Source organism: Streptomyces sp. NPDC003379 (assembly GCF_053589195.1).
Map to the genome: position 1 here is coordinate 102,434 of NZ_JBSFRK010000022.1, position 17,082 is coordinate 119,515.

The window sequence follows — 17,082 nt, forward strand, 5'->3', positions numbered from 1 at the left end:
CATGTATCTGGCCACCACCGCCACCACCGCCACCACCGACGCGGTCGCCAAGGCCTCGAAGAAATCCGAGACCCGGCGCGGCCGCGTCGCCGCACCCGTCCTCGCGCTCGGTGCGGTCAGCCTGGTCACGGACATCTCCTCCGAGATGGTCACCGCCGTCCTGCCGCTCTACTTCGTCCTCCAGCTCGGCCTGACCCCGCTCCAGTTCGGATTCCTCGACGGGCTCTACAACGGCGTCACCGCCCTGGTGCGGCTGGCCGGCGGGTACGCCGCCGACCGCGGCGGACGGCACAAACTCGTCGCCGGCGGCGGTTACGCCCTCTCCGCGCTCTCCCGCCTCGGGCTCCTCCTCGCGGGCGGCGCCACCGCCGGTATCGGCGCGGCACTCGCCGCCGACCGCATCGGCAAGGGCGTACGGACCGCGCCGCGCGACGCGCTCATCTCGCTGAGCAGCCCGCCCGACGCGCTCGGCCGCGCGTTCGGCGTGCACCGGGCCATGGACACCACGGGCGCGCTCCTCGGGCCGCTCGCCGCGTTCGCGCTGCTGTGGGCGACCGCGGACGCCTACGACGCCGTGTTCGTGGTGAGCTTCTGCTTCGGGGTCCTCGGGGTGCTGACGCTGATCGCGTTCGTGCCCGGCCACCGCGAGCAGACGGCCCGCCGAACGAAGCCGCCGGGCCCGGCCGCGCCGCGCCCCAAGGCGCTCGGCCTGCTCCGCGTCCCCGCCTTCCGGCGCGTCCTCGTCGCCGCCTCGCTGCTCGGCGCGGCCACCATCGGCGACGCGTTCCTCTACCTCCTCCTCCAGCGGCGGCTCGACTTCGCCGTGTCGTGGTTCCCGCTGCTGCCGCTGGGCGCCGCCGCGGTCTATCTGCTGCTCGCCGTTCCCGCCGGGCGGCTCGCCGACCGCGTCGGGCGCCGCGTGCCCTTCCTCGCCGGGCACGTGGCACTCCTCGGCGGTTACGTCCTGCTGCTGGCGCCCACCGACGGCTGGCCGCTCCTGATCGGCGTACTGCTCCTCCTCGGCGTGTTCTACGCCTCCACCGACGGCGTCCTGATGGCCCTGGCCACGCCCGTGGTGCCCGGTGAGCGGCGGGCCGGCGGCATGGCCGTGCTGCAGACCGGACAGGCCCTCGCCCGGCTGCTCGCCGCCGCCGGGTTCGGCGCCGCCTGGACGCTGTGGGGCGTCGGCACGGCGCTGACCTGCGCGGTCATCGCATTGGCCGGGGCGCTCGCGGGGGCGGCCGCGCTGCTTCCCCGTACCGAGCCGCACCCCCGCGCTGAGCCGCATCCCCGTACCGCGCCGCATCCCCCTACCGAACCGCTACCCCGTACCGCGCCGCATCCCCCTACCGCGCCGCATCCCCCTACCGCGCCGCATCCCCCTACCGCGCCGCATCCCCCTACCGCGCCGCATCCCCGTACCGAAAGGTCCCCATGACTTCGTCCGCATCCACCGCGCCGCGGTCGCTGCGCTCGCGGATCGTCGCGGTCGCCGTGGCCGCCGCCGTCCTCGCGGGCGTCGCCGTCGCGTACACCCTGCACGCGGCGCAGCGCGCGCAATCCGCCGACGCCGTCTCGGAGTTCGGCCTTGACCGGGGGCAGCTGTACTTCCGCAGCACGGAGGCGGGCGCGGGCCGTGTCGCCCGCCTCCCGGCACCCGGCGAAGCCTCGGCCCGGACGGGCCAGGCGGGCCAGGCGGGCCAGACAGGCCGGGCGGGCCGGACCGCCCGGACCACCGGCGGCCCGTCCTGCGAGCGTTTCTACGCCGCCGCCCGCACCGGCCTGTGCCTGCAGCGCCGCTCCGGGATCCCGCCCAAGTCGTACGCAGTGATCCTCGACGACCGCCTCCGCGAGAAGCGCCGCATCGCGCTGACCGGCATCCCCAACCGGGCCCGCGTCTCCGCGTCGGGCCGGATGCTGTCCTGGACGATGTTCGCCACCGGCGACTCCTACGCGGGCTCCTCCTTCTCCACCCGCACCTCGATCCTGGACACCCGTACCGGCTACCTCATCAAGAACATGGAGGAGATCCCCCTCACCCTCGACGGCCGCCGCTACCACTCCCCCGACGTCAACTACTGGGGCGTTACCTTCACCAGGGACGACAACCGCTTCTACGCGACCGTCTCGACCAAGGGCAAGACGTACCTCGTACGCGGCGACATGAAGAAGTGGGCGGCGACCTCCGTGCGCGAGAACGTCGAATGCCCCTCCCTCTCCCCCGACAACACGCGCCTCGCCTTCAAGAAGCGCGTACGGGAGGGGACGCGCGATCCGTGGCGGCTGTACGTCCTCGACCTTCGTACGATGCGTGAGCAGCCGCTCGCCGAGCGGCGGAGCGTCGACGACCAGGCCGCCTGGCTGGACGACGGCACACTCGCGTATGCCCTGCCGGGCGAGGACGGACGGAAGTCGGACATCTGGTCGACGCCCGCGGACGGTTCGGGGAAGCCGGTTCTGTTGGTACGGGGCGGAAGTTCACCGGCGGCGGTGCGCTGAGAGGTAGACGGCGCGGCGCCTCACCGGGGGCGTCCTAATCCGGATGCGCGCGCGAAGGCGATCACGCATGATCAGCGTCCGTCATCCGTCATTCGTCCCTTGGAGAGCCCTTGACTTCCGTTCCGATCGGCCTGCGCCAGGCCACCGAGCCCGACGGTGCCGCTGTCGCCGACGTCTATCTGCGCTCCTACGACGCCGCGTTGCCGACGGTGCGGCGGGCGCATACCGACGACGAGGTGCGGGAGTTCTTCCAGTACGTCGTCGTGCCGCGCGGCGGAACGTGGATCGCGGAGGCGGCGGGCGAGGCCGTCGGCATGATGGTGCTCGACGGGGACGAGCTGAGCCAGCTCTACCTCGCCCCCCAGTGGCGGGGGCACGGCGTCGGTGACCGTTTCGTGGCGCTGGCCAAGGAGCGCAGCCCCGAGGGGCTCGCGCTGTGGACGTTCCAGGTCAACGCGCCGGCGCGGCGGTTCTACGCACGCCATGGGTTCGTCGAGGCGGAGCGGACGGACGGTTCGGACAACGAGGAGCGGGAGCCGGACATCCGCTGCGTCTGGCGTCCGCGCTAGCCGACGGCCCGTCGGGCGAGGCCCAGTGCGTACTGCGGCCACCACCTGCCGGCCCGCGGCCCGCCCCGGCAGGTTCCGTCGGACTCGCCGGGCCGTTTGATCCACAGGTAGGCGTCGAGTGCGGCGTCGCCGGTGGCGGTGGTGGGCGGGGTGCCGAGCGCGCGGCCGGGCGGATTGCACCAGGCGGCGTCGCCTTGGTAGGGGCCGTTGCCGTTGCGGCTGCTGTCGATGACGAAGTGCTTGCCGCCGCCGAGTGCGGCGGCGAGCCGATGGCCGTACCGTGAACTCGCTTCGTTGGTCTGGAAGTTGGATACGTTCAGCGCGAAGCCGTCGGCTCGGTCCATCCCGGCGCTGCGCAGTGGGGCGACCAGGCGTCGCACATCGGGGATCCAGCCGGCGTTGCCCGCGTCGAGATACACCTTGGTGTTCGGGTGGCTCTTGAGGCGCTGGACCGCGTAGGCGAGCAGCCGGTACCGCTCTCGGGCGTCCGCTCCGCGGCAGCCGGCCACCATGTGCGCGACGGCGTCCGGTTCCACGATCACGTACGTGCCCGTGGCGCCGAGGCCCTTGGCGAACTCGTCGATCCACCGACGGTAGTGGGCGGCGTCGCGGGCACCGCCGGACGAGTAGGCGCCGCAGTCCCGGTGCGGGATGAAATAGGCGACGAGAACCGGGATGCGCCCCGCCTTGGCCGCCGCCTCGACATGGGTCCGTACGACGGCACCGGGCCCGCCCTCATTCAGCCACACGGCCTGCGGCCGCCCGGCGATGCGCTCAATGAGCAGAGCATCATCAACCCGCCCTCGCGCACGCCACTCGGCGACCTGCCTCACGGCGGCACTATCCGGGTCGACCCAGAAGAGAGATGCGTCTTTGGGTGGGGCGGTGGGCTTGGGTGTGATGGTGGGCTCGGGGGAGGTGGTGGGTGCCGGTGTGGTGGTGGGCTCGGGGGAGGTGATGGGCGCAGGTGTGGTGGTGGGCTCGGGGGAGGTGATGGGCGCAGGTGTGGTGGTGGGCTCGGGGGAGGTGGTCGCCTCGGGCGGGACTGTGGGCTCGGGCTGGGCTGTGGGCTCGGGCGAGGCGGTGCCTTCCGTCGGAGCAGTGGTCCCGGGCGAGGCAGCGACGTCCGTCGGGGCAGTTGCCCCGGGCGAGGCGGTGGGCTCGGGCGAGGCAGTGGGCTCGGGCGAGGCAGTGGGCTCGGGCGAGGCAGTGACCCCGGGCGGGGCCACAGCCTCAGGCGAGGCAGCAGCCCCAAGTGAGACGGTGGCCCCGGGCACGACACCAGCCGCAGGCAAGACCCCGGCCGCCACCGTGCCCCAAACGGCTCCCACGCCCGAAAGGAGTACGACCGTGAGAACCACCCGAAGAAGCGGGAATCGGCGCCGCGGGCGGAGGCGGCGAGAAGGTGGCTGGGACACCGGACGGCTCCACGTGCTCGGCGCCGGTCCTGCCCGACGCGTTCTCCGGAGTCTGCGGCGGTCGCGACCCGGCGGCGACCCGAACTCCGCCCGAACGGGGGAAGATCACCCTGACGGCAGCGTGTCCCGAGCGGCCCCGTTGACGACGGGCATCCCGCGCTTGGACCACGGTTAGCGGTGGACCAAGCCCGTCCGACAGGACCCGACAGGACCCAGCCGAACCCGCCTGAACCCGACCGGACCTAGCCGAACCTGACTGGACCCAGCTGAACCCAACCGGACCCAGCCGAACCCGACTGGACCCAGCTGAACGCAGCCCGACCGGACCCAGCCGAACCCGACCGAACCCGACCAGACTCAGCCGCACCGCACCGCACCACACCGCATCACACCGCCACACACAACCATCACCCCCGGAACCGATCCGTCACCGCAGCCAGCTCGTCCGCGACCCCGCGAGCGCCCGCGTTGTGCCCCACGTCATTCACAAGGATCAACTCGCTCCCGGGCCACGCCCGCTGAAGCCGCCACGGGATGCCGACAAGGTTGCCGAAGTCCAGACTGCCCTGCACCATCACACCCGGAATCCCCCGGAGGGACCCCGCGGCGCGCAGGACTACCTCGTCGCCGCCCAGCCAGTGGTCGTTGGCGAAGTAGTGCGTGACGGTGCGGGCGAAACCGGCGCGGAAGGCCGCGTCCTCGTAGCGGGGGACGGACCGCGGCGGTGCCGGTTCGAACGCCGTCTCCCAGTCCGTCCAGGCCCGCGCGGCGGCGCTCCGTACCGCAGGGTCCGGTGACTCCAGGAGCCGGTTGTAGGCGGCGGCGAGATCCCCGTCCCGGTCCTCCTTCGGCACACCGTCCCGGAAGGCCCGCCACGCCTCGGGGAAGATCTTCCCCAGCCCCCGGGTCAGGAGACCGACCTCCGCGCGGCTGCCCGTGGCCAGCCCCGTGAGGACCAGCTCCGAGACCCGCTCGGGATGCGTCTGCGCGTACCGCAGCCCGAGCACCGAACCGAACGACGCGCCCCACACCAGCCACCGCTCGATGCCCAGGTGCCGCCGCAGCAGTTCGAGGTCGGCGAGCAGATGCGGGGTCGTGTTGACGCTCATGTCGGTCGCCGGGTCGCTCGCGTGCGGCGTGGAGCGGCCGCTGCCCCGCTGGTCGAGCAGGACGACCCGGTACGCGTCGGGGTCGAAGTACCTGCGGAAGAAGGGCGTACAGCCGGATCCGGGCCCGCCGTGCAGCACCACGGCCGGCTTGCCGCGCGGATTGCCGCAGGCCTCCCAGTACACGCGGTTGCCGTCGCCGACGTCGAGCATGCCGTGGTCGTAGGGTTCGATGTCCGGATAGAGGCCCATCGCGGCACCCTAACCGGGGCCCGCGTCAGACCGCCTTCGGATTCCGCATCCGCCCGTAGGCGTAGACGCAGCCCGCGAGCGCCAGGTCGGAGAGCAGCATGAAGCCGATCGAGTACGAGTCCTTGGCGCTGTGAATGGCGCCCATGAGCAGCGGCGGCAGGAACCCGCCCAGGCCGCCCACCGCGCCCACGATGCCGGTGACGGAGCCGACCTGCGGTTGCGGGGTGACCTGCGAGACTAGGGCGAAGACGCTGCCGCTCGCGGTGCCGAGGCCCGCCGCCATGACGAGGAAGCAGATGGTACCGATCGGGTCCAGCGTCGGGTCGAAGGCCTGTACGACGGCGAAGAACGCGACCACCGCGAGGGCGACGGAGGTGACGGTGGCCGGGTGGAACCGGTCGGAGAGCCAGCCGCCGATGGGCCGGAAGACGACGGTGACGAGCGCGAATCCGGCCGCCTTGGTGCCGGCGTCGGTGGGCGAGAGGTCGTACCAGGTCTTCAGATACGTGGGCAGGTACACCCCGAAGGCGACGATCCCGCCGAAGCCGATGGCGTACAGCGCCGACAGTTCCCAGGTGGCCCGCAGCCGGCCGGCCTGCCCGAGCCGGGTGGTGAGCGCGGTGGTGGGCGCGGGCCGGTCCGGGCGGTCGGTGATGAGCACCGCCGCGAGCAGCGCGAACGCGGCGAGGGCGATGGCCACGATGACGAAGGGCAGATTGGCGCCGTGTTCGGCGATGCGCGGCGTGAAGTAGCCGGAGAGCGCCACTCCGCCCATCCCCATGCCGAAGACGCCGAGCGCGAAGCCTCTGCGGGCGGGCGGGAACCAGGAGTTGACGAGGGGGATGCCGATGGCGAACGTCGTTCCGCCGAGGCCCAGCAGGAAGCCGACGCCGAGCATCGCGACGTAACTGTTCCTGGCCGGGATGATCAGCAGCACCGGCACGATGGTCAGCGCCGAGACCAGCGGGAACATCAGCCGGGCGCCGTAGCGGTCGGTGAGCGCACCGACCGGCACGCGGCCCAGCGAGCCGACGATCACCGGCACGGCGACGAGGAGCGACTGCTCGAAGGAGCTGAGTCCGAGGCGGTCCTTGAAGTCGCTGCCGAGCGGCGCCACCAGGTCCCAGGCCCAGAAGGTCAACGTGAAGCCGACGGTCGCCACGGCCAGGTTGCGGTAGGCGGCGGCGGAGGGTCTGGCCGCGAGAGTCTCGTCCACGCCCTCACGCTAGGAATCACCGTGCGCCGCGGCTCACTCTGCTGGGCCGTCCGGGTGCAGCCCCGCTTCGATGGCCGCCGTACGCAGCACGTCCCGCAGCATCGCGGGCGTGAGCCGTCCGGTGAACGTGTTGCGCTGGCTGACGTGGAAGCAGCCGAAGAGGTCGAGCCCCTCCCCCTCGGGGCCGCCCTCCAGAACCACGTGCGCCCCATGTCCGAACGCCGGCCGGGGCCTCGGCACCTGCCAGCCCGCCGCCGCGAAGGCGGGCAGCGCGGCCTGCCAGCCGAAGCCGCCGAGCACGATCACCGACTTGAGCGTCGGGGCGAGCAGCTTGAGCTCGCTCACCAGCCAGGAGCGGCAGGTGTCGCGCTCTCCGGTGGTGGGCTTGTTCTCGGGCGGGGCGCAGTGCACCGGCGAGGTGATGCGCGTGCCGTAGAGGGTCAGGCCGTCGTCGACGCTCTCGGCCGTGGGGCGCGAGGCCAGGCCGACGTCGTACAGCGCCGGGTAGAGGAACTCCCCCGAGCGGTCGCCGGTGAACATCCGCCCGGTGCGGTTGGCGCCGTGCGCGGCGGGCGCGAGACCGATGATCAGCAGCGAGGCGTCGTGCGGTCCGAATCCGGGCACTGGGCGCCCCCAGTACGTCCAGTCGGCGAAGGCCGCGCGTTTGGTGCGCGCGACCTCCTCGCGCCAGTCGACGAGGCGTGGGCAGGCGCGGCAGCCGGTGATCCGCTCGTCCAGTTCGCTCAGGCCGTCCATGCCCTCCACCGTACGTAACGACCGTACGTAACGTACGAACGTACGCAGGTATGTGCGTACGTTAGGTACTTGACGTACGTACATACGTAAAGTACCTAACGTACCCTCAGGTCATCGCCGCCCCCAGCGCCACGAACCCGCAGATCAGCAGGAACAGCACGGCAAGCAGCGGCCACACGAACCGCATATATCTGTCGTAGCCGACCTTCGCGAGCGCCACGCCGCCGATGGTCACCGCCGTCGTCGGCACCCACAGGTTCATCCAGCCGCTGGCCGCCTGCCAGGCCGTGACGACGACGGCGCGGGAGACCCCGGCGAAGTCGGCGAGCGGGGCGAGGATCGGCATGGCGAGCGTGGCGTGGCCGGAGGTGGAGGGGATCAGGAAGGCGAGCGGCAGGTTCACGATGAAGACGATGACCGCGAAGAGCCCGGACGACGTGCCCTTCACCACCCCCTCGATGGAGTGGAGCACCGTGTCCGTGATCTTCGAGTTGTTCATGATCGTCGTGACGCCGCGGGCCAGCAGGATGACCAGCGCGGGCGAGACGAAGTCGGCGGCGCCCTGGATGATCGTGGAGCTGAGTCTCTGCTCGCCCATCCGCGCGACGAGCCCGACGAGGACGGCCGCGCACAGGAACAGGGCCGCCAGCTGCGGGAAGGACCAGCCGAGTTCGAAACCGTACGGAGTGGCGTCGGCGTCGCCGGTGAGCGCGCTCGACCAGGGGACGACCGAGAAGATCATGAACGCGAAGACGAGCGCCGTCGCGACGAGTACGGCCTTGTGCAGACGGGTCAGCTCCGGCACCTCGCTCGCGCCGGCGGCGGCCCGCTCGCGGTCGCGGTCGCCGGGCAGGAAGCCGGACAGGGAGCGCTCCGGGTCGCGCCGCACGCGCTGGGCGTAGCGGACGACGTACGCGACCGTGACCCCGGTCAGGACGATCCACATGGCGAAGCGGAGCACGATGCCGTCGCCGAGCGAGATGTCGGCGGCGGAGGAGGCGACGCCCGTCGCGAAGGGGTTCACGGTCGAACACAGCACACCGACGCCCGCGCCGAGGATGATGGCGCCGACGGCGGTCATACGGTCGTAGCCGAGGGCGAGCATCAGCGGCACGATCAGCCCGTAGAAGCCGAGCGTCTCCTCGGCGAAGCCCTCGACGGTGCCGAGGACGGAGAAGACGACCATGACACCGGCGATGAGCAGCGCCCCGCGCTCGCGCAGCCGGTGCGCGAGCCGCCCGATGCCCCGGTCGAGCGCCCCGGTCGCGAAGACGACGGTGATGAAGGCGCCGATGGCGAGCACGAAAAGGAACACGCCCGCGCTGCCGTACAGCGAGCCGGCGTTGTCGGGCGCGACGAGCGAGGTTGCCTCGTCCTGGATGCCGTAGAGGCCGTTGACGGGGGACAGGAACAGATCGTTGAGGCGGTCGACGAAGGACTGTCCGGAGTCGACGCGGTGGTAGGTGCCCTGGAGGGGGGCGCCGGAGTCGTTCCGGTCGTACTGCCCGGAGGGGATGAGGAAGGCGAGCAGCCAGACGGCGACGGTGACGACGGCGAGGACGGTCAGAGCGCTGGGGAAGGTGTACTTCCGCTTCCCCCGCTCTCCGGAGGGCCCTTCGTCTCCGGAGGGCCCTTCGGCCGGGTCCCCGCCGACCGGCGTCCCGGTGGCACTCACGCGGCCCCGCCTCCCGGCTGAACGTCGGCCGCGTACTCCCTTACGGCCTCCCCTACGGCCGCGTACTCCCGTACGAAGGCGCACCGCGCGGCATGGTCGGTGAGCGGGACGCCGATGGGCTTGAACGAGCGCAGATCGTGCGCCTCCTCGACCGGCTCGGCCGGAAACCCGGGAAAGGCGATCGAGGGAATCGCGGCGAGCCGTTCGAGGTCGGCCCGCAGTCCGCCCATCAGACCGTCGACGGTCGCTTCGAAAGACGTCATGGGCAGCACCCTTGCGAGTCGTGAGTCGTAGGTCGCATCTGGACCGTTTTATTGTGATTGGCCCGAATTATCGACGGCCGCGCTCAGCGGATTCCGGACGGCTCGCCGGGAGCCGGGCATGCCGCGCCGGAGCCGGACTAAGGTCGGTACATGGCTTCGGAGACTTCAGGAGGCGGCAAGGGCCGCGCCCCGGGCGGCGGCGCGCCGGCGGGCGAGGGCTCGGTGCGCGTCGACAGCTGGATCTGGTCGGTCCGCCTCGTCAAGACACGCCCGATGGGCGCCGCCGCCTGCAAGGGCGGCCATGTGCGGGTCAACGGCGAGCGCGTCAAGCCCGCGTACGGCGTGCGCGTGGGCGACGAGGTGCGGCTGCGGCAGGCGGGCGGCCGGGAGCGGGTCGTCATCGTCAAGCGCGTCATCCGCAAGCGCGTCGGCGCGCCGGTCGCCGCCGAGGCGTACGTCGACAACAGCCCGCCGCCCCCGCCGCGCGAGGCCGTGGCCCCCGCGGGCATCCGCGACCGGGGCGCGGGCCGCCCCACGAAGCGGGACCGCCGCGAGATGGAACGCCTGAGGGGCGCGGAGGGCTAGACCGCCAGGCCTTGCGGCCTAGCGGCCTAGCGGCCTGGCGGCCTTCGGGCCCCGAGGCTGCTGGTCGCGGAAAAGTCCCGGCAACACGCCGTCATGTACGGCGTGTTGCCGGGACTTCTCTGCGATGCGATGCGGTGCGGTGCGGTGCTGGGTGAAGCGAGGCGAGGTGAGGCGATGTGACGCGATGCGCGCCTTGTCGCTGCGGTCGGTCTCGTCTCACGCCCGGACGCGGGCGATCAGCTTCGTCGTCTCGTCGCGCCGCGCCCACGCGATCCACGCCAGCGGCGGGATCAGGATCAGCGGCGTGGCCGCGTTCTCCCCGCCGAGCGCCGTGACGGTCACGATGAACGCGCCGGCCATCAGGCCGATGAACGCCGTCGCGGCCAGCGAGGAGAGCAGCGGGATCAGCAGCGCGATGCCGCCGAGCAGCTCCAGCGCGCCGATGGTGTACATGCCGGGCGCGCCCCAGCCGAGCTTGTCGAAGGACTCGACGGCGGTCGGGTGCGCGATCAGCTTGGGCACGCCGCTCGCGACACCGAAGAACACGGCGAACAGCACCTGCAAGGTACGCAGCGTGATGCGGGCGCCACGGCCACGGGGGCCGGTACGGGCGGTGGTGACTGCGGTGGCGTTGGCCGTGGCGGTGGCGGTGGCGGACATGCTGTCTCCTCGGTGAGCGGATCGGGCGGGCCTCGCCTCCGGGCTGTCGGCCTGCCGCGCTGTTGTGCTGTCACCGGTATAGACAGGACCGCGCCACGAAACTCATCGCTCCCGCCCGAAAATCCTGGTCGTCTCAGCCAGCCGCCACGGCCACCGGCACCGCCCGCACCCAAGTGCCGTCCTCGGTCAGGTACTTGTCGACCTTCAGGCCCTCCTCCGCTAGCGCCGCCTCGAACTGGGCGCGGGTGAGCGGCCGGGCGCGGAACGTCTGCGTCCATACGGCGTCCGGAAAAACGTACTCCGCCCGCACCTCGTTCACACCGTCTCCGACGGGCTCCGCCGAGACGATGCGGATCGTGTAGCCGCCCGGGTCGACGCGCTCCCTCGGCAGATTCGTGTGGTAATCCTCGCCCTCCCGCTGGATCAGCACGCAGCCGCCGTCCGTGACATGGCTTCGGCAGGCCCGCAGCATCCCGCGCCGCACGGCCACGTCTCCCGTGTGCACGAGGAACGACGCGAGCATCACCACGGCGAACTTCTCGTCCAGGTCGAGCCGCTCGATCGGGCTCCGCACCGTGCGCACCCCGCCGTCGAGCGTGGCGACCTTCTCCAGCATCTCGGCGGACTCGTCCACGGCCGTCACGCGAAAGCCCCGCTCCAGGAGTGGCCGGGTCACCCGGCCCGCACCGCTGCCCAGTTCGAGGATGTGCGAACCGGGTGGCACCGCCCCCGCGATGACATCGGGCTCGTCGCCGACGGACAGGCGCGTGTACAGGTCGACCGCGCAGCCGTCCGGGGTGATCGCGCCGGGTCCCGTTCCCTCGTATCCCTCACGCATCTCCACACTCATGCCCCTCCAACGAAGGACGCCACCGGCTCGTTCCCCAGCACCCACAAGCCCTCGCCGCCCGCCCTCTCTATCCTGAAAGGAGGAGATGACTTCTGATGATGCGTACAGGCAGTGAACCGGCGACCGCGCGCAGCCCCCTGCGGATGCGCTTCTGGTTCAGCGTATGGGGGCTCGTCTGGGCGGCCTTCGGAACGGCCGCCTTCGCGCTCACCGGGCGGACGGCATGGGCGGTGGCGTGCGGGGTGCTGCTGCTGGTGGTCGCCGCCGACCTGGCGTGGGTGGTGCACCGCATGCGTCAGGGCCCGCACTACCAGCCGGGTCCCGACGTCCCGCCGTACGATCCGCCGGGCTCCCCCTAGCTCCGCCCGGCGCGGTCAGTCTTCCTTGTCGAAGCGGGCCGCCGCCACGTACTCGGGCTGGGGGTCGAGCGCGGCCGCGAGGCGGAAGTGGCGTCGCGCCTGGTCGGGCCGCGAGCCGCGCTCGTAGGTGCGGGCGAGCGCGAAGTGCGCGAACGCGTTGTCCGGCTCGCGCTCCAGGACGATGCTGAACTCCAGCTCGGCGGCGCGCAGCTGCGCGGCGGCGAAGAAGGCGCGCGCCCGCAGCAGCCGGGCCGCGGTGTTCTCGGGGTGGGCGGCGATGACCGTGTCGAGCAGCTTCACCGCGCCGCGTGGGTCCCGTGCGGCAAGGAGCTGCTCCGCCGCGCGGAAGTCGATGACGTGAGTCTCCGGGGTGATTTCGGGCACGCTGGACTCCTTCCCTCACTCCCCAGCGTCAACGCCCGCCGCGGCCGTCCCTATTCCGCGCCCGCGCCGTACGAGGTCCGCCCACACCTCGCCGACCCGCTCCCGGAGCCCTTCGAGGGGGCCGTCGTTGTCGATCACGATGTCCGCGGCCTCCAGGCGCTCCTCGCGGGTGGCCTGCGCGGCCATCCGCGCGCGGGCGTCCTGCTCGCTCATGCCGCGCAGCCGCACCAGGCGGTCGAGCTGCGTCTCGGGACTCGCGTCGACGACGACCACGACGTCGTACAGCGGCGCCAGGCCGTTCTCGGCGAGCAGCGGCACGTCGTGGACGACCACCGCGTCGTCCGACGCCGACCGTTCGAGCTCGGCGGAGCGGGCGCCGACCAGCGGGTGCACGATCGAGTTCAGGACGGCCAGCTTCCCGGCGTCGGCGAAGACGATCGCGCCGAGCCGCGGCCGGTCCAAGGACCCGTCCGGAGCCAGGATTTCCCGCCCGAAGGCGTCAACGACGGCCGCCAGGCCGGGGGTTCCCGGCTCCACCACCTCACGCGCGATCTTGTCGGCGTCGATCAGCACGGCACCGGACGCGACGAGCAGCCGCGAGACTTCACTCTTGCCGGCGCCGATGCCGCCGGTCAGGCCCACTTTCAGCATGACCGGCAGCTTAGGCGGTGGCGCTACGCGTCGCCCTCCCGCTCGGCGAGGAAGCGTTCGAATTCACGGCCGATCTCGTCGGCGGACGGGATGTCGGCCGGCTCGGCGAGCATGTTGCCCCGCTCCTGCGCGCCCGCCGCGGCGTCGTACTGGTGCTCAAGGCCCTGGACCAGCGCGACGAGCTCCTCGTCGCCCTCCTGGATCTGCCGGTCGATCTCGGTCTGCGTGCGGTGCGCCTCGGTGCGCAGTCCGTGGGCGACCGTGGGCAGCACCAGGCCGGTGGCGGCGGTGATCGCCTCCAGGACCGTGAGGGCCGCGTCCGGGTACGTGGAGCGTGCGATGTAGTGCGGGACGTGCGCGGCGACGCCCAGCACGTCGTGACCGGCCTCCAGGAGGCGGTACTCGACGAGGGAGGCCGCGCTGCCGGGCACCTGTGCCTCGTCGAAGGGGCTGCGGTGGCCCGGCACCAGGTCGGTGCGGTTGCCGTGCGGGGTGAGGCCCACGGGGCGGGTGTGCGGCACTCCCATGGGGATGCCGTGGAAGTTCACGGACAGGCGCACGCCGAGGCGCTCCACGATCTGCTGGACGGCGGCCGCGAAGCGCTCCCACTCGATGTCCGGCTCGGGACCGGAGAGCAGCAGGAAGGGTGCCCCCGTGGCGTCCTGGAGGAGGCGGACGTCGAGCGTCGGCACCTCGTAGTCGGACCAGCGGTCGCGCCGGAAGGTGAGCAGCGGACGGCGGGCGCGGTAGTCGACGAGGCGGTCGTGGTCGAATCTCGCCACCACCTGCCCCGGAAGGCTGTCGGTGAGGCGTTCGACGATCTGGTCGCCGGTCTCCCCCGCGTCGATGTATCCGTCGAAGTGGTAGAGCATGACCAGTCCCGCCGACTCCTGGGCGAGCGCCATGTCGACGACGGCGAGGCCCTTCGGCTCCCATGCGTACAAACCCTGCGGATCAAGCACTGTGACCGCTCCTCCTCGTGTTCGTAACGGAGAACGCACGCGAGGACACGGGCATTCCCGTCCACGCGCCCTCCGCGGCCGAACCGGAACGCACTGCGGGCCCGCACCTCCGAAAGGGAGGTACGGGCCCGCAGTGTTGTTCAGCTACAACCGCCTGGAGGCGAACTTCAGCTCTGGCCACCGGCCAGCTTCTCGCGAAGCGCGGCAAGCGCCTCGTCCGAAGCCAGGGCGCCGGAGTTGTCGTCCGACTCCGAGGAGTACGAACCGCCGCCACCGCCGCCACCGGTGCCCGCGGCCGGAGCCGCGCCACTGGGAGCCGCGACACCCTCGGCCTCGGCCTGAGCGTCGGCCTCGCGGGACTTGATGACCTGAGCCTGGTGCTGCTCGAAGCGCGACTGCGCCTCGGCGTACTGGGTCTCCCAGGCCTCGCGCTGGGTCTCGTAGCCCTCGAGCCAGTCGTTGGTCTCGGGGTCGAAGCCCTCGGGGTAGATGTAGTTGCCCTGGTCGTCGTAGGACGCGGCCATGCCGTACAGGGTCGGGTCGAACTCGACGGCCGACGGGTCGGCGCCGAAGGACTCGTTGGCCTGCTTCAGCGACAGCGAGATCCGGCGACGCTCAAGGTCGATGTCGATGACCTTGACGAAGATCTCGTCGTTGACCTGGACGACCTGCTCCGGGATCTCCACGTGGCGCTCGGCCAGCTCGGAGATGTGGACCAGGCCCTCGATGCCCTCGTCGACGCGCACGAACGCACCGAACGGAACGAGCTTGGTGACCTTACCGGGAACAACCTGCCCGATCTGGTGCGTGCGGGCGAACTGCTGCCACGGGTCTTCCTGCGTCGCCTTGAGCGACAGGGAGACACGCTCGCGGTCCATGTCCACGTCGAGAACCTCGACGGTGACTTCCTGGCCGACCTCGACAACCTCGGAGGGGTGGTCGATGTGCTTCCAGGAGAGCTCGGAGACGTGCACGAGACCGTCGACGCCGCCGAGGTCCACGAACGCACCGAAGTTGACGATCGAGGAAACGACGCCGGAGCGGACCTGACCCTTCTGCAGGGTCGTGAGGAAGGTCTGACGGACCTCGCTCTGGGTCTGCTCGAGCCAGGCACGGCGGGACAGGACCACGTTGTTGCGGTTCTTGTCCAGCTCGATGATCTTGGCCTCGAGCTCCTTGCCCACGTAGGGCTGGAGGTCGCGGACGCGGCGCATCTCGACGAGGGAAGCCGGCAGGAAGCCACGGAGGCCGATGTCGAGGATGAGACCACCCTTGACAACCTCGATGACCGTACCGGTGACGATGCCGTCTTCTTCCTTGATCTTCTCGATCGTGCCCCAGGCTCGCTCGTACTGAGCGCGCTTCTTGGACAGGATCAGACGGCCTTCCTTGTCCTCCTTCTGGAGAACCAGGGCCTCGATCTCGTCGCCGACCTTGACGACCTCGTTCGGGTCGACGTCGTGCTTGATCGAGAGCTCGCGGCTCGGGATGACGCCTTCGGTCTTGTAACCGATATCGAGCAGGACCTCGTCCCGGTCGACCTTCACGATGACGCCGTCGACGATGTCGCCGTCGTTGAAGTACTTGATCGTCTCGTCGATCGCGGCGAGGAAGGCTTCCTCGTTACCGATGTCGTTGACCGCTACCTGCGGGGTGGTGGAAGCGGTGGTCTCGGTGCTGCTCGTCATGTGGGTAAGGGCTCCGGTACGGACAGTGAGTCGTAGGTACTGCTAGCGCCGGAGCCGATTTCGCTCTGAAGAAGCCGGACAGCCTGGGAAGCGCCGATTCCTGAGTTTCCGAAGAAACGGAAGGCGCCTCGACAACCGAGGGGACATGCAACAGATGCGAGCGCATCCTGCTATGTCTGAGGACGGCAGGCTCGCAGCGCAACTTGTAGCATACGGGGGCAGCCGGAAAGGGTCAATGCGCGAAGGCGCACACCCGGGGCGGATCGCCTCATACCCGGCACAAAACCTGTCGTCTGAGGCCACACGGGCCGCACCGCGCCCCCTCGCGACGAGGTCCGGCGGAAGACACGAAAGATTACGACGATGGAGCCGATCATCCAAGAGTCCGAACTGCCCGAGCCCGAGGCCACCCGCCGTGACGCGAACATCACGGAGAGCAGTCGCGCGAACCGCGGCTGGTGGGACCGGAACGCGGACGACTACCAGATCGAGCACGGCACGTTCCTCGGGGACGACCGCTTCGTGTGGGGCCCCGAGGGGCTCGACGAGGTGGAGGCCGAACTGCTCGGTCCGCCCGAGGAGCTCAAGGGCAAGGACGTCCTGGAGATCGGCGCCGGCGCCGCCCAGTGCTCGCGCTGGCTTCTGTCGCAGGGCGCGCGGCCCGTCGCCCTGGACCTCTCGCACCGCCAGCTCCAGCACGCGCTGCGGATCGGCGGCACGGTGCCCCTGGTGCAGGCCGACGCGGGGGTGCTGCCCTTCAAGGACGGCGCCTTCGACCTCGCCTGTTCCGCCTACGGGGCGCTGCCCTTCGTCGCCGACCCCGTGCTGGTCCTCAAGGAGGTGCGTCGCGTGCTGCGGCCCGGCGGCCGTTTCGTCTTCTCCGCGACGCATCCGATCCGCTGGGCCTTCCCCGACGAGCCGGGCCCGGAGGGGCTCTCCGTAGCGGCCTCCTATTTCGACCGCACTCCTTATGTGGAGCAGGACGAGGAGGGCAACGCCGTCTATGTGGAGCACCACAGGACGATCGGCGACCGGGTGCGGGACATCGTGGCGGGCGGTTTCCGCCTCGTCGACATCGTGGAGCCGGAGTGGCCCGCCTGGAACACCCAGGAGTGGGGCGGCTGGTCCCCGCTGCGCGGAAACCTGATCCCGGGGACCGCCATCTACGTATGCGTACGAGACTGAGCGG

18 protein-coding genes are annotated in these 17,082 nt (G+C 71.2%); 6 read left to right on the top strand and 12 right to left on the bottom strand.

Annotated features, from left to right (window positions below):
• The first annotated feature begins 1 nt into the window (after position 1).
• From ACWDVB_RS22780 to ACWDVB_RS22790, 3 genes are all read left to right on the top strand, one after another.
• Positions 2-1,438 (top strand): MFS transporter, encoded by a 1,437-nt coding sequence (locus ACWDVB_RS22780; protein ID WP_451516827.1) that lies wholly within the window; start codon positions 2-4, stop codon positions 1,436-1,438.
• On the top strand, positions 1,435-2,499 hold the full coding sequence (locus ACWDVB_RS22785; protein ID WP_451516826.1) for a TolB family protein: 1,065 nt from the start codon (positions 1,435-1,437) through the stop codon (positions 2,497-2,499). Before ACWDVB_RS22780 ends, ACWDVB_RS22785 begins: the two co-directional genes overlap by 4 nt.
• Before the next feature lie 110 nt (positions 2,500-2,609).
• Complete coding sequence (locus tag ACWDVB_RS22790) at positions 2,610-3,068, top strand: N-acetyltransferase family protein (RefSeq protein WP_451516825.1); 459 nt, start codon at positions 2,610-2,612, stop codon at positions 3,066-3,068.
• Here the strand turns inward: ACWDVB_RS22790 and ACWDVB_RS22795 are convergent.
• The 6 genes from ACWDVB_RS22795 to ACWDVB_RS22820 form a co-directional block, all read right to left on the bottom strand.
• Positions 3,065-3,970 carry a glycoside hydrolase family 6 protein gene (locus ACWDVB_RS22795; RefSeq protein WP_451516916.1) on the bottom strand — a complete coding sequence of 302 codons (906 nt, stop codon included), beginning with the start codon at positions 3,968-3,970 and terminating at the stop codon, positions 3,065-3,067. The two genes, ACWDVB_RS22790 and ACWDVB_RS22795, sit on opposite strands and share 4 nt — an antisense overlap.
• Positions 3,971-4,893: 923 nt before the next feature.
• Positions 4,894-5,844 (bottom strand): prolyl aminopeptidase, encoded by a 951-nt coding sequence (gene pip, locus ACWDVB_RS22800; protein WP_451516824.1) that lies wholly within the window; start codon positions 5,842-5,844, stop codon positions 4,894-4,896.
• A gap of 25 nt (positions 5,845-5,869) precedes the next feature.
• Entirely contained in the window at positions 5,870-7,060 is a 1,191-nt protein-coding gene (locus tag ACWDVB_RS22805) for an MFS transporter (protein ID WP_451516823.1), read from the bottom strand.
• Between the two features lie 33 nt (positions 7,061-7,093).
• Positions 7,094-7,816, bottom strand: a complete 723-nt coding sequence (locus ACWDVB_RS22810; RefSeq protein WP_451516822.1) for a uracil-DNA glycosylase — start codon at positions 7,814-7,816, stop codon at positions 7,094-7,096.
• A 106-nt stretch (positions 7,817-7,922) separates the two neighbouring features.
• The gene (locus tag ACWDVB_RS22815) at positions 7,923-9,383 is read right to left on the bottom strand and encodes a YfcC family protein (protein WP_451516915.1); all 1,461 of its coding nucleotides are present in this window, start codon (positions 9,381-9,383) and stop codon (positions 7,923-7,925) included.
• A gap of 104 nt (positions 9,384-9,487) precedes the next feature.
• Entirely contained in the window at positions 9,488-9,754 is a 267-nt protein-coding gene (locus tag ACWDVB_RS22820; protein WP_451516821.1) for a hypothetical protein, read from the bottom strand.
• A gap of 150 nt (positions 9,755-9,904) precedes the next feature.
• On the opposite strand from ACWDVB_RS22820, the gene ACWDVB_RS22825 reads away from it, so the two are divergent.
• Entirely contained in the window at positions 9,905-10,339 is a 435-nt protein-coding gene (locus ACWDVB_RS22825) for an RNA-binding S4 domain-containing protein (protein ID WP_451516820.1), read from the top strand.
• A gap of 216 nt (positions 10,340-10,555) precedes the next feature.
• Here ACWDVB_RS22825 and ACWDVB_RS22830 read toward each other — a convergent pair whose 3' ends face one another.
• Complete coding sequence (locus tag ACWDVB_RS22830; RefSeq protein ID WP_451519886.1) at positions 10,556-10,999, bottom strand: DoxX family protein; 444 nt, start codon at positions 10,997-10,999, stop codon at positions 10,556-10,558.
• Between the two features lie 133 nt (positions 11,000-11,132).
• Complete coding sequence (locus ACWDVB_RS22835; RefSeq protein WP_451519885.1) at positions 11,133-11,849, bottom strand: class I SAM-dependent methyltransferase; 717 nt, start codon at positions 11,847-11,849, stop codon at positions 11,133-11,135.
• 98 nt (positions 11,850-11,947) lie between these two features.
• Between ACWDVB_RS22835 and ACWDVB_RS22840 the strand changes: the two genes are divergently transcribed.
• The gene (locus tag ACWDVB_RS22840; protein ID WP_451519887.1) at positions 11,948-12,208 is read left to right on the top strand and encodes a DUF6343 family protein; all 261 of its coding nucleotides are present in this window, start codon (positions 11,948-11,950) and stop codon (positions 12,206-12,208) included.
• A gap of 15 nt (positions 12,209-12,223) precedes the next feature.
• On the opposite strand, the gene ACWDVB_RS22845 is transcribed toward ACWDVB_RS22840, so the two are convergent.
• From ACWDVB_RS22845 to rpsA, 4 genes are all read right to left on the bottom strand, one after another.
• Positions 12,224-12,592 (bottom strand): tetratricopeptide repeat protein, encoded by a 369-nt coding sequence (locus ACWDVB_RS22845; protein WP_451519884.1) that lies wholly within the window; start codon positions 12,590-12,592, stop codon positions 12,224-12,226.
• Between the two features lie 15 nt (positions 12,593-12,607).
• Positions 12,608-13,243 carry a dephospho-CoA kinase gene (gene coaE, locus ACWDVB_RS22850; protein WP_451519883.1) on the bottom strand — a complete coding sequence of 212 codons (636 nt, stop codon included), beginning with the start codon at positions 13,241-13,243 and terminating at the stop codon, positions 12,608-12,610.
• A gap of 23 nt (positions 13,244-13,266) precedes the next feature.
• Positions 13,267-14,205: a PAC2 family protein gene (locus ACWDVB_RS22855; RefSeq protein ID WP_451519882.1), complete on the bottom strand. Its 939-nt coding sequence runs from the start codon at positions 14,203-14,205 to the stop codon at positions 13,267-13,269.
• Positions 14,206-14,372: 167 nt separating this feature from the next.
• Positions 14,373-15,893 carry a 30S ribosomal protein S1 gene (gene rpsA, locus ACWDVB_RS22860; RefSeq protein WP_451519881.1) on the bottom strand — a complete coding sequence of 507 codons (1,521 nt, stop codon included), beginning with the start codon at positions 15,891-15,893 and terminating at the stop codon, positions 14,373-14,375.
• Between the two features lie 363 nt (positions 15,894-16,256).
• Here rpsA and ACWDVB_RS22865 point away from each other — a divergent pair, with 363 nt between their 5' ends.
• Complete coding sequence (locus ACWDVB_RS22865) at positions 16,257-17,078, top strand: class I SAM-dependent methyltransferase (protein WP_451519880.1); 822 nt, start codon at positions 16,257-16,259, stop codon at positions 17,076-17,078.
• Positions 17,079-17,082: the final 4 nt, after the last annotated feature.